Genomic DNA, 12,473 nt, shown 5'->3' with positions numbered 1-12,473 from the left:
ATCTTAATTTAATGTTCCCTAGCTATTTAGGAATAGAATACTACGAAGTTGATAGTTGCTTTATTCAAAACAATACTGTAATTTTGAGTACCAGAGAAAACTAAACAATCAATGAAAAAACACATTCTCATAGTAATGTTAATGGTTGCTGCATTTGCTTTTTCGCAAACTAAAACCTATCAAGTTGGATTTTTATTAGATAATAACTCAGCCGAAATAGAAACCTTATTATATGAGCTTTCAAACGAAATATCGACGGTTGTGGGTGAAGACGCTATTATAGAATTTCCTGTTGCTAATACATTAGTCAATAACTTTGATTCTGCGGGAGCACTAAGTAATTATAATACCTTATTGCAAAATGAAACTGACATTATTATAGCCTTTGGTGTTATTAATAATGCAGTAATTTCTAAAATTGGGACTTACGAGAAACCAACAATTCTTTTTGGAGCTTTAAGTGAGGAGTTAATAACCGATGAAACTATTGTTTCTAATATCGAAAACTATACTTCTATTATTACGTCACAGTCTTATACTGAAGATTTGAAGTTTCTTAAAAAACTATCTAACCCCAAAACTGTTGGTGTTGTTCTAGAAAAAGCATTTACAGATAATTTGCCAATAGCCGAAACATTTAGTAAGATAGGTTTAGCGTTAGATCTGGAAATACGTCTTATCACATTTGAATCTTTGGATGATATCACTTCAAATCTTGATGACATCGATGCGGTATATTTAGCAGGTGGATTTTACTTTTCTGATGATGAAATAAAAGAACTAGCAAATGTATTGATTGAAAAGAAATTACCATCGTTTTCAGCAAATCCTGTAAAAGATGTGATGAACGGTATTCTTGCAACAAATCATGATCAGTCTCAATTGAATCAGTTTTTTAGGCGTATTGCTTTAACTGTGGAGTCTGTTGTAAATGGCAATGACTTATCTAGTTTGAGTACTAAGTTAGAATCTAAAAGTAACTTAACGGTTAACTATAATACTGCTGATAGAATTGGCTTGCCACTTAAATACAGTCTAATAGCGACCACAAGTTTCGTTGGAAACCCTAAAGAGATTGTTGCTGATAAGACCTATACACTAGTTAGCGTCATGCAAGAAGTTATTACTGAAAATTTAGAGTTGCAAACCAGAGAGCGAGATATAAGCTTAACGCAAAAAGAGGTACAATTTGCAAAAAGCGATTATTTACCTAATGTTACAGCGGGTGCCACAGGGACTTATTTGGATCCAGAATTGGCAGCTGTGAGCAATGGGCAAAATCCAGAATTAGTGACGTCTGGAAATGTGACTTTAGAGCAGACCTTGTTTTCTGAAGCGGTAAATGCAAATATTAGCATACAGAAATCTCTTCGAGATGCTCAACAAGAAAACTATAACAGCGAAACGCTTAACACCGTATTCAATGCAGCAACAGCCTATTTTACTGCTTTAATTTTAAAAGCTAATTTATCTATTCAAAATCAAAATTTAGAGCTCACGAAATACAATTTGAAGATTGCTACTGAAAACTATGAAGCTGGACAATCAGGGAAATCTGATGTGTTGCGTTTTAAGTCTGAAAAGGCTCAGAACACACAACAAATGGTAGAAGCCATTAATCAGTTAGAGCAGGGTTATTACACGCTTAATCAATTACTAAATAATCCTATTGATACTAAGATTGATGTTGAAGAGGCAGAATTGCAAAAAGGCGTTTTTAGTAATTATAAGTATGAGCAACTTGGCCAGTTTTTGGATGATCCTAAATTGCGACAACCGTTTGTGAAATTTTTGGTGCAAGAAGCGTTAGTAAACGCACCTGAACTTAAAGTATTGGATTTTAATTTGAAAGCAACAGAGCGCAGTGAACGATTATTTGGCGCAGGACGTTTTTTGCCAACAGTGGCTTTACAAGCTCAGTATAATTATGAATTTTCAAGAGTTGGAGCAGGGACAGATTTTATTTTTGGTGATTTTCCTCAAGGTTATTATACCGTGGGACTAAATGTATCACTCCCAATATTTAATCAGAATAAGCAAAATATTAATAAACAAATAGCTTCGATTCAAAAAGAACAACTTGAGGTTTCGAAGGAAAATATTGAATTAAGTATAGAGAAAAAGATTAATGACTCGGTACTAGATTTGATAAATCAAATTTCTAATATTGAATTATCGAAAGTGTTCGAAGAAACAGCCAAAGAAGCTTTGGACTTAACACAAACCTCGTATGCAAATGGTGCAGTAAATATTGTGCAATTGCTAGATGCTCAAAACAATTATTTACAAGCACAACAGGCGAGTGCTAACGCGACATATAATTACTTACAAGTCTCAATGCAGTTAGAACGCTCTTTAGGATTATTCTTTTTATTGCAAGACGAAAGTGAACGGGAAGACTTCATTCAGCGTTTTTTAGAATTCACACAAAATAATGACTAACAGTTAACACATATATGATAATGCTATCCAATAGAATCTTTAAAATCAGTAGCCTAGTTATGGTTCTTTTACTCATTAGCTGTGGGGAAAAAGAAGTCCAAGAAGAGGTCGTTTTAAGACCCGTGAAGTATAGTGAGGTTTCGTATTTAGGAGGCGAAAAATCTAGACAATTTAGTGGTACTGCACAAACAAATAAAATTGTAAATCTAAGTTTTAGAAGTAGTGGGATTATTACTAAACTCGATATGAATCTTGGTCAAGATGTTAAAAAAGGGCAGTTGTTAGGAGCCTTAGATAATGTTTCTGCTAGACTAAGTTATGAGTCCTCAATTTCATCTAAAAACAGTTCGGAGTCTCAAATGAATACAGCTAAATTATCGTTAAGTCGTGTGCGCATTTTATATGAAAAAGGAAGTGCGTCCTTAAGTGATTATGAAGCTGCTAAAAACTCATACAGAACTGCGGTTGCTAGTTTTGAATCTTCAAAACGAAGTGTTGCCATTCAGCAAGATCAAATCCAATTTGGATATTTATATGCACCTGAAGATGGTGTTATTGCCTCTGTTACTGTTGAGGTTGACGAAAATGTATCCCCAGGACAGGCCGTTGGTGTTTTAAATGCAGGAACTGCAATTGAAATTTCTTTGGGTTTACCTGAATCTGTCATAAACGCGGTTAAAAAAGACATGAACGTTAAGGTGTCTTTTACCGCAATTGAAGGTCGAATTTTTAAGGCTGTTATTACAGAAGTTGCACCAGCTTTAGACTCTAGTACTTCAACATACCCAATTACTGTGATGGTTACCGATTCAGATGAACGTATTAAAAGTGGTATGGCAGCAAATGTGCTTTTTGAATTTGTTGACGAAGATATAGTAAAAAACACCATTGTTGTGCCTGCAAGCGCAGTTGGAGAAGATGGTAAAGGTAGATTCGTCTTTTTAGTTGAAGGGGATAGAAATAAAGCAACAGTAAAAAAACAAACCATTACTATTGGGGATTTAACACCAGAAGGTTTTGAAGTAGAATCTGGTCTCAAGATTGGGCAAAAGATTGCCATAGCGGGTTTACAAACCTTATTAGACGGACAAGACGTAAAATTAAACTAAATAGCAATGAATTTAGCAGCCTTTTCCATTAATAGAAACCGAATTACGTTTATAGTTCTTTTTACAATAATGATTCTGGGTATGGTGTTTTACCAATCTTTATCACGAGATAGTATGCCACCTTATACTGTAAGAGTTGCAACCATCGTATCTTCATTTCCAGGATCTAGTCCAGAGCGTGTTGAGTTACTGGTTACTGATAAAGTTGAAAAAACTGTACAAGAAATACCAGAGTTAAAAGAAGTTACGAGTACGTCACGTTCAGGTTTGTCTGTGGTTACTGTAGAACTTAAAGAACAGGTTAAGCCAGAAGAACTGCAAGCTGTTTGGGATCGGTTACGACGAAAATTAACTCAGATTAAAGGCTTGCCATCAGGCGTCACACCCAACTTAAATGATGATGGTATTGGAGAGGTCTTTGGTATTGCAGTTGGTTTAGTGATAGATGGCTTTACCTATGCAGAGGCTAAGGATTATATTGATGATATTAAAGATGACTTTATTAAATTGGATTTGGCTGCCAAAGTAGAAGTTGGAGGTGTTCAAGACGAACGTGTATTTATAGAATTTGATAATGCACGACTAAAAGAGTATGGCTTATCAGCTTCTAAATTACAAAGTATTATTAGCTCAACAAACATTTTAAGTTCTGGTGGTCAAGTTAATCTAGGGAATGAACGAATTATTTTGGAACCTACAGGTAATTTTAATTCAGTAAAAGATATTAAGCAAACTTTAATACCTGTTGGCGATGGCTCACAGTTGGTGTATTTAGGTGATATTACAAAGGTGAGACAAGATTATATTGACCCGCCAAAACAACTAGTGACCGTAAATGGACAGCAAGCAATTTCTATGCATGTGAGCTTAAAAGAAGGTGCCAATGTTATTCAATTAGGTGCTGATATGGATGTCGTGATTAACGAGTGGGAAAAACGTTTACCTGTTGGGTTAGAGTTGAAACGTTTATCATCTTTAGATACTTATATTGATGTTAAGATTAGTGCTTTTATCGTTAATTTAATTCAGGCAATTACGATTGTATTGATTGTAATGCTTGTGTTTTTAGGATTGAGAACAGGAGGGATTATAGCCAGTTTAATTCCTATGGTAACGATTATGACATTAATGCTCATGGGCCTCATTGATATGGGTCTAAACCAAGTCACACTTGCAGCTTTAATTATGGCATTAGGGATGATGGTAGATAATGCTATTGTAGTTGCAGAAACTATCATGGTTAAAATGGAAAATGGAATAGAGTCTAAAAAAGCAGCTATTGATTCCTGTGCCGAATTATTTACACCACTATTAATTTCTACCTTGACGACTTCTGCAGCTTTCTTAGCCTTTTACATGGCAGAATCTACAATGGGTGATATTGTTGGTCCTATATTTGTCGTTATTTCTTTAGCCCTATTATCGTCTTGGATTTTAGCCTTGACCGTAATCACATTATTGTGTTATCTGTTTTTGAAAGTGACACCAAAAGCAGAAAAAAAGGAAAGCTTTATTGATGGAATTATTAATAAATTAAAGTTGTACTATAAAGATTTAATCTTATTTGCTCTTGCTTATAAGCGTATGGTGTTAGTAGCCATTGTAGTATGTTTTTTTATATCCTTAAAAGGGTTTAGTTATATTCCATTTGTTTTCTTTCCAGATAGTGATCGTAATATGGTAACTATAGATGTTAATTTGCCTCAAGGCACTCGTATAGAAGCAACTCAAGATGTTATAAAAGGAATTGAGGACTATATTGTTTCAGACTTATTAGTTAATGACAGTAGACCAAACGGTATATCAGATTGGTCATCTTATGTTGGAGCAGGACCAGAGTCTTATGATTTAGGATATACTACAGACGAGCCAGATCCAAGTTATGCTCATATTTTGATTAATACCTCCGATTTTATCTACAATAATGAAATGGTAGAGAAATTGGATAACTATTGTTTTAATAGTTTCCCAAATGCCGATGTTAAAGTTGGGTTACTAGCTTCTGGTGGAGGTGGCACACCAATTGAAGTAAAGATTTCTGGTGATAATCCTGATATCCTTTCTGAGCTTTCAGAACAAACGAAGCAAAAACTAAAAGCGGTTTCAGGAACTAAAAACATCAAAGATGATTGGGGACCGAAAACGAAAAAATTTGTTGTCAATATCGATCAGAATAAAGCACAAATGGCTGGCGTTACAAGTGCAGATATTGCAACATCATTACAAACGGTTTTAGATGGTTTTAAAACTGGTGAATATCGTGAAGATGATAAATCCATTCCAATATTAATGCGAAGTAATGAAAGTCAGCAACAAACACTAGCATCCATTGAAACCTTAAATATTTATTCTCAAAGTTCTGGTAAAAGTGTGCCATTACTTCAAGTGGCGAGTATAGAACCACAATGGCAATATGCAAAAATTAAGCGCTTAGATATAGATAGAACGATTAACGTGAGCAGTGAATTAAATGCGACAGGTAATGCGTCTTCCATTATGAAAGAAATGACACCATATATGGCAGAAATTTCTCAACAATGGCCAGAAGGTTATACGTACAAGTTTGGTGGTGATGCAGAAAATACTGCAGAGAATATGGGAGCAGTCATTAGTTATTTGCCGTTATCTGGATTTATTATTATTCTCCTTTTGATTATTATGTTTAACTCGGTCAGAAAAACAATAATGGTAGCGGCAACTATCCCCTTAGGAATTATAGGAGTAGTTATAGGTTTACTTATTTTTCAAGAACCCTTTGGATTTATGCCATTTTTGGGTGTGATTTCATTAGCGGGAATTGTCATTAATAATGCTATTGTTTTAATTGACCGAATTCAAATTGAAGAATCTGAAATTAAGAGACCTATTCAGGATGCTATTATAGCTGCGTGTTTGCAACGTTTTAGACCAATATTATTGGCAACATTTACTACAGTTTTAGGATTGATCCCTTTATATCTAAGTGGGGGAGAAATGTGGGAAGGTATGGCTGTAAGTATTATGGTTGGTTTATTGTTTGGTACAGTAATTACCTTGCTTTTTATTCCATCATTGTATAGTATCCTGTTTAAAGTTAATTACAAAGACTATGAATTTGACGAATCTATTATGGACGATTAATATTTAAAAATGATAGATAGACTCTACCCATATCGTTTTGAATTATTTCTGTTTACACAGTTGTCTATTTTATTTGGCTCCCTTATCATCCCAGTTGAATGGTTTGAAAATTGGGTAATGCCGGTCTTCTTACTTTGCAATATAGCATCTGGAGTATTATTAGTTGCTAAAAGGAGAACGTTATCTCGTTTTATGTTTTCGTTTCTCGTGATTTCTGTTGTGATGTTTAGTATGGGTTTTATTAATTCAGAAATAGAGCACAGATTTAGTTACATCAAGCTTGGTTCATATTTTATATTCTTTGCTATTGTCACTATTGAAATTATAAAACAAGTATGGAAGGCTAAAATAGTAGGTAAGAATGTTATTTTAGGAGTAATAAGTGGATACATTTCATTAGGATTACTTGCTTTTTTTCTCTGCCTTTCTATTGAAATTATAACTCCAAATTCTTTTTCAGGAATAGTAAGTATACCTGGAGTAAATACGGATACTACAGAACAACTCATGTACTATAGCTATGTTACTTTAATGACTATTGGTTATGGTGATATTTTACCTATCACGCCAATTGCCCAGAAAGCGTCAGTTTTTATTGGTCTGATTGGACAATTTTATTTGGTAATTATAACTGCAGTTGTAGTTGGGAAGTATATTCAGCATAGTAATTATAATATTAAAGATTAAGCTAGTTTAATTTGAATTCATATAAGTTTCCACCTTTATGTTTGGTTTTTTCATCAGTAATTAAAACAGTATTTGAGTCGATAAAATTGATGCCTTCTTTTTGAGAATCGTGATCAAATTCAATGGCTTCAATTGTTCCGTTTAAAAAATCGTCGGAGGTGTAATCAGTAAGTTTCCATAATTTATCATGGTTCAATAAAGCAACTGTTTTGCCATCTTCACTAATATCTGCAGACGTTACTTTTGTGTTTTTTCCTTTTAATTTTACTTCGGAAATGTAACTAGCTTCATGATTACCAATTATATTTGGTACTTTGAAAAGCTTCGTTTCCTTGTGGTCTTTACTGAAAAGATAAAAATTATTATTGTATAGAAAAAAGGATTCAAAATCTTCAGATTTCATTTTCTTCGGAAGTTTAAAACTAATAACACCTGCTGTTGCCTTAGTATTCGTGTTTTCTGGATCTGAAACTTTATATATGGCAAAGTTTTTACGCTCTTTATTGTTATTTCCAAAATCACCAATATAGATATTTCCGGAGTCATCAGACGTTAAATCTTCCCAATCGATATTTTGAATATTGTCAATACTAATATCCTTAATAATATCACCTTTAGCATTTAATCCATATAAATTGTTTTTATTGCCAGCATCTTCAATAACCCAAAACAGATCAGAGGTCACAGTTTTTTCAATAGCTGAAATCTCCTTTAAACTTGAAGGTGAATCGGCAACCACAGTCAGTTTCCCTGTATGACATGATGTAGAAATTAGTATGGTAAATAAGAGTAAATAGATATTCAATTTCATAATATGTATTTCAAAATTAAATAAAAGAAATTTTCTTCGTATTAGAAAGCTTAGACTCTTAAAGATTTGATAAAAATCATAATGTTGATATTTTTATGTTTGAATTTTATACATTTATGCGCTATGAAAAAACCACTTAAAATGGGTCATCGAGGTGCAAAAGCTTACGTTATTGAAAACACTATAGAATCCATTGAAAAAGCACTTGAACTTGGTGTTGACGGTATTGAAGTTGACGTTCATAAATGCGCTTCTGGCGAGCTGGTGGTATTTCATGATTTTACTTTAGATAGAATGACTAATGGCTCTGGGGAATTAGGGAAATGTTCTTTGAGTGAATTAAAAGTCTTAAAAGTCAAGCAGCAATTTTCTATTCCAACACTTGATGAAGTTTTGGCTGTGGTTGATAAAAAGTGCGTTATGAATATTGAGCTTAAAGGTAAGGATACAGCAAGTGGCGTTTGTAAAGTAATCACAAATTTTATAGAAGAAAAAGGATGGAAAAATGAGGACTTTATAATCTCTAGTTTTCAACATCACGAACTTGAAGACGTCTACAATATTAATCCAAATTTTAGATTAGGCGTGTTGACAAAAGCCAGTGTGACAGATGCTTTAGAATTTGCTCAAACCATTAATGCTTATGCTATACATCCTAATTATGCGTTATTATCAAAAGACAATGTGAAGTTAGCTCAAAATGAAGGTTATAAAGTCATTACTTGGACTGTTAATGACCATGAATCTATAAAGCGTATGATCTCTTATGGTGTAGACGCAATAATTTCTGATAATCCAGATAGACTATGAACCATTATGATGTTATAATAGTTGGAGGAGGAGCTGCTGGCTTTTTTGCAGCGATTAATGTCGCTGAACAAAATCCAAAACTAAAAGTTGCCATCTTAGAGCGTGGAAAAAGCGGGCTCCAAAAAGTAAAAATATCTGGCGGTGGACGATGTAATGTTACGCATGCAGAATTTATTCCATCAGAATTAGTACGCAACTACCCAAGGGGTGAAAAAGAATTATTAGGACCCTTTCATCAATTTATGACAGGTGATACTATCCAATGGTTTGAAGACAGAGGTGTCGCTTTAAAAATTGAAGATGATGGTAGAATGTTTCCGGTTACTAATAGTTCACAAACTATCATCGATTGTTTTCTAAAAGAAGCTCAAAAGCATAAGGTTGATATTTTGTATAATCATGCTTTGAAATCTGTAATTCATTCAGGCAAAGATTGGCTTTTAGAAACTTCGCAAGGCGAATTCTCTGCCACTAAATTAATGCTGGCTACAGGAAGCAATCCTAAAATTTGGAAATTGTTAGAACAATTAGGTCACACGATATCACAAGCTGTACCATCATTATTCACCTTTGATATTAAAGATGAACGCATCAAAGATATTCCTGGAGTAGTAGCTCTGGATGTTGAGGTGAAAGTAGTTGGTTCAAATTTATGGAGTGAAGGACCATTGCTTATTACACATGTAGGAATGAGTGCTCCTGCTATTTTGAAATTGTCTGCTTTTGGAGCCATAGAATTGGCCAAACGTGATTATGATTTTGAAATAGAAGTGAATTTTATAAAGCAGTCATTGGATGATTGTATGGAGCAATTAAAAACTTTAAAGCACGATTTAGCAAAGAAAACAGTACTTAAATCTTCTCAATTTGAATTGCCAAAACGACTATGGCAAAAACTGGTTTTAGCATCACAAATGACCACTGAAACACGTTGGGCAGACCTTACCAAATTTCAAGTAGAACAATTAGCCTCTCAGCTTACTAAAGCAGTATTCCATGTGACAGGTAAAAGTACTTTTAAAGAAGAATTTGTAACTGCAGGTGGTGTCAGTTTAAAAGAAGTGAATTTTAAAACCTTTGAAAGTAGGCTTCACGAAAACTTATACTTTGCCGGCGAAATTTTAAATATTGACGCTATAACTGGAGGGTTTAATTTTCAGAATGCATGGTCAGGTGCCTATATTTCGTCACTTGCTATGTCTATTAGTGATGAGGTAGATTAGAGTAGGATTGTATTATATTTCTAAAGTCTTCAAAATTATAGGGTTTTGTAATGACTTGATTGATGCCTGATTTTTGAGCTTTTTCTTCAATTTCATTAGAGTTTAATGCTGTTAAGGCTAAAATAGGAATATCAGGATTAAACATTCTAATATGCTTTGTGACTTCAAAGCCATCCATATCTGGCATATTGATATCCATTAAAATTAAATCAAAATTCTTATCTTTTACAATAGAAATACTTTGACGACCGTTAGAGGTAGTTTCACAGGTATGACCTTTTATTTTTTCAATATTCTTTTTGGTAATAAGTAGATTAATTTTATTATCATCTACAACAAGGATATGTGCTTCTGTGTTGTGTATGGAATTTATAGCGCTTAAATCTTCTTTATAATTGCGCGATATTTCAAATGTTGCTTCAAAAAAGAAAGTAGAGCCTTTCCCTTTTTCTGAAATAAAATCAATATCTGTATTGTGACTTTTCAATAATGTCTTTACAATATAAAGTCCCAATCCAGATCCGCGACTATTTTGATCTAAAAACGTTTTGTTTTCAAAGGCATTAAAAACTAAAGAGCGGTTTTCTTTAGCGATGCCTATTCCTGTATCCTTTACTTCAAATAGAAGCGTTACATGGTTTGCAGTTCTGTTTTTCTCTTTTACACTAATTGAGACAGAGCCTTCTTTGGTGTATCGTATGCCATTATAAGCAAGGTTAATTAGTATTTGACTAAATGCTACTTTATCTATCAATATATACTCATCATCTTTGGATCCTTCAATATCTATATGAAAATTTAAACCTTTGTTTTTAGCTGCTATTTCTACAGTGCTGGTTACATTTTTAATAAGATTATTCATCTTATCAGGCTTTAAACGTAAATTTTTGTCTTCAAATCTTAGTTTAGTGGCTTGTAAAACATTGTCAATTAACAGCGATATATAATTACTTGAAGAAATCAATGAATTTAAATATTCCTGCTTCTTTTCTAAATCATCTTCTTGTTTTATAAGTGTTGCTAGGCCATTAATGCCATAAATTGGGGTTCTAAGTTCATGGCTCAGTATGGAGAAGAATTCTAAACGCTCTTTATCGGTAGCAATAAGTTTATCATTGGTGTCTTGTAGCTCCTTATTAATTATGTTTATATTTTTTTTTGCCTTATAATAGAAAAAGAAAATAATAAGAGATAGAAATAATATAAAGCTTACGGTTATGGTTGAAATTAAATACGTTTTCGAAAGCTGCGCTTCATTTTCCCGAGTTTTTTCTATGAGATCTAATTGCTGTTCAGTGGTTATGATTTTATAAATAAGTTCACTATTTTTTATATTTCTTTTTTCATAATCTCTAAGTGCATCGTATTTGTAAGTATCAGATTTTAGTAAATAGCTGGTTGCGGAATCTAAATTTTTTACATTGTTTTTAAAATACAAAAATTTGTAATAGTTAAATGTCGCAAGTTTTCTGTATTTATCATTCTCTTTGTTTAGTGCCTCTTTGAGCGCATCTTCATCAATTTTTAATAATTGATTAAATCCTTCATTTGCATAATTGTCTGATTTTATTTTTGCTATTGTGTTGTGATATTCAAAGTATGTTTTTAAGTTTTTCTTTAGTATTGGGGATCTGTATTGTTTTGAGAATTTTAAAGTATTAAACTCAGTGGCTTCTAGTTTTGAAATAGCATGCTCAGTTGTCGCTAAAAGACTGTCGTTTTCAACATTGTAGTAGTGTTTTTTTATTTTATTTTCAAGATTTATAAATTGAAGCGCGCTATTAAGTAGTCTTGAATGCTGTTGAGCTATTGGGTAAATACTATCAAATTTTTTATAGTATTTACCGTTTGCATATGCTCTCAATAGACTTCCGAGGACAAGATCTTTTTGTTTACTCAGTTGCAATGAATCAAATATCGATAGTGCTCTGTAGTAATAACTCTCAGCATTGTTGTAATTTCCCATCTCAGCAAATACTTTACCAAGATTATAATAGATTTTAGCTTCAGAGGATTTGAGATTATTTTTTGTAGCAAAAGATAATGATTCGGTTAATAAAACTGTGGCTTCATAAAGACTGTCATTGCTTATCAGTCGATCTAACTCTTGGCTATCAAATGTGAAGGATGATTGTGCTATGGTGTTTTCTGTTTGTGAGAAAAGACCAAAGCTGTATAATAGGAAAAATAAAAGAAAGTAAGCGGTTTGGTTTTTGGATTTTAGTGGCATTATGAGTAGGGAATCAGTACTTAGGGTTGCGTAAATTTAAC

General features: G+C 33.1%; 8 protein-coding genes. 6 read left to right on the top strand and 2 right to left on the bottom strand.

Annotated features, from left to right (window positions below; all coding sequences use genetic code 11):
• Positions 1 to 111: 111 nt before the first annotated feature.
• Genes ACJAZK_RS06480 through ACJAZK_RS06465 form a run of 4 tightly spaced genes read left to right on the top strand, consistent with a single transcriptional unit; the run spans position 112 to position 7,358 of the window.
• Positions 112 to 2,442, top strand: a complete 2,331-nt coding sequence (locus ACJAZK_RS06480; RefSeq protein WP_415223186.1) for a TolC family protein — start codon at positions 112 to 114, stop codon at positions 2,440 to 2,442.
• A 59-nt stretch (positions 2,443 to 2,501) separates the two neighbouring features.
• The gene (locus ACJAZK_RS06475; protein ID WP_415223185.1) at positions 2,502 to 3,551 is read left to right on the top strand and encodes an efflux RND transporter periplasmic adaptor subunit; all 1,050 of its coding nucleotides are present in this window, start codon (positions 2,502 to 2,504) and stop codon (positions 3,549 to 3,551) included.
• Between the two features lie 6 nt (positions 3,552 to 3,557).
• The gene (locus ACJAZK_RS06470; RefSeq protein ID WP_415223184.1) at positions 3,558 to 6,671 is read left to right on the top strand and encodes an efflux RND transporter permease subunit; all 3,114 of its coding nucleotides are present in this window, start codon (positions 3,558 to 3,560) and stop codon (positions 6,669 to 6,671) included.
• 9 nt (positions 6,672 to 6,680) lie between these two features.
• On the top strand, positions 6,681 to 7,358 hold the full coding sequence (locus ACJAZK_RS06465) for an ion channel (protein WP_415223183.1): 678 nt from the start codon (positions 6,681 to 6,683) through the stop codon (positions 7,356 to 7,358).
• A 1-nt stretch (position 7,359) separates the two neighbouring features.
• Here ACJAZK_RS06465 and ACJAZK_RS06460 read toward each other — a convergent pair whose 3' ends face one another.
• Positions 7,360 to 8,169: a hypothetical protein gene (locus ACJAZK_RS06460; RefSeq protein ID WP_415223182.1), complete on the bottom strand. Its 810-nt coding sequence runs from the start codon at positions 8,167 to 8,169 to the stop codon at positions 7,360 to 7,362.
• A gap of 123 nt (positions 8,170 to 8,292) precedes the next feature.
• On the opposite strand from ACJAZK_RS06460, the gene ACJAZK_RS06455 reads away from it, so the two are divergent.
• Complete coding sequence (locus tag ACJAZK_RS06455) at positions 8,293 to 8,979, top strand: glycerophosphodiester phosphodiesterase (protein ID WP_415223181.1); 687 nt, start codon at positions 8,293 to 8,295, stop codon at positions 8,977 to 8,979.
• Complete coding sequence (locus ACJAZK_RS06450; RefSeq protein WP_415223180.1) at positions 8,976 to 10,202, top strand: NAD(P)/FAD-dependent oxidoreductase; 1,227 nt, start codon at positions 8,976 to 8,978, stop codon at positions 10,200 to 10,202. The genes ACJAZK_RS06455 and ACJAZK_RS06450 overlap by 4 nt, the downstream gene beginning before the upstream one ends.
• Here ACJAZK_RS06450 and ACJAZK_RS06445 read toward each other — a convergent pair.
• A complete protein-coding gene (locus tag ACJAZK_RS06445) occupies positions 10,183 to 12,432 on the bottom strand; it encodes a response regulator (protein WP_415223179.1) in 2,250 nt (749 codons plus the stop codon). The two genes, ACJAZK_RS06450 and ACJAZK_RS06445, sit on opposite strands and share 20 nt — an antisense overlap.
• Positions 12,433 to 12,473: the final 41 nt, after the last annotated feature.

The sequence above is a fragment of the Psychroserpens sp. genome (assembly GCF_047633235.1).
Lineage (GTDB): Bacteria > Bacteroidota > Bacteroidia > Flavobacteriales > Flavobacteriaceae > Psychroserpens.
The sequence above is the reverse complement of the archived record's forward strand: the minus strand, read 5'-3'. Positions and strand labels throughout refer to the sequence as shown.

Excerpts from the sequence above, each read along its gene's own strand:
- ACJAZK_RS06475 (WP_415223185.1), top strand. The coding sequence starts at position 2,502 with ATGGTTCTTTTACTCATTAGCTGTGGGGAAAAAGAAGTCCAAGAAGAG.
- ACJAZK_RS06465 (WP_415223183.1), top strand. The coding sequence starts at position 6,681 with ATGATAGATAGACTCTACCCATATCGTTTTGAATTATTTCTGTTTACA.
- ACJAZK_RS06480 (WP_415223186.1), top strand. The coding sequence starts at position 112 with ATGAAAAAACACATTCTCATAGTAATGTTAATGGTTGCTGCATTTGCT.
- ACJAZK_RS06460 (WP_415223182.1), bottom strand. The coding sequence starts at position 8,169 with ATGAAATTGAATATCTATTTACTCTTATTTACCATACTAATTTCTACA.
- ACJAZK_RS06450 (WP_415223180.1), top strand. The coding sequence starts at position 8,976 with ATGAACCATTATGATGTTATAATAGTTGGAGGAGGAGCTGCTGGCTTT.
- ACJAZK_RS06470 (WP_415223184.1), top strand. The coding sequence starts at position 3,558 with ATGAATTTAGCAGCCTTTTCCATTAATAGAAACCGAATTACGTTTATA.
- ACJAZK_RS06455 (WP_415223181.1), top strand. The coding sequence starts at position 8,293 with ATGAAAAAACCACTTAAAATGGGTCATCGAGGTGCAAAAGCTTACGTT.
- ACJAZK_RS06445 (WP_415223179.1), bottom strand. The coding sequence starts at position 12,432 with ATGCCACTAAAATCCAAAAACCAAACCGCTTACTTTCTTTTATTTTTC.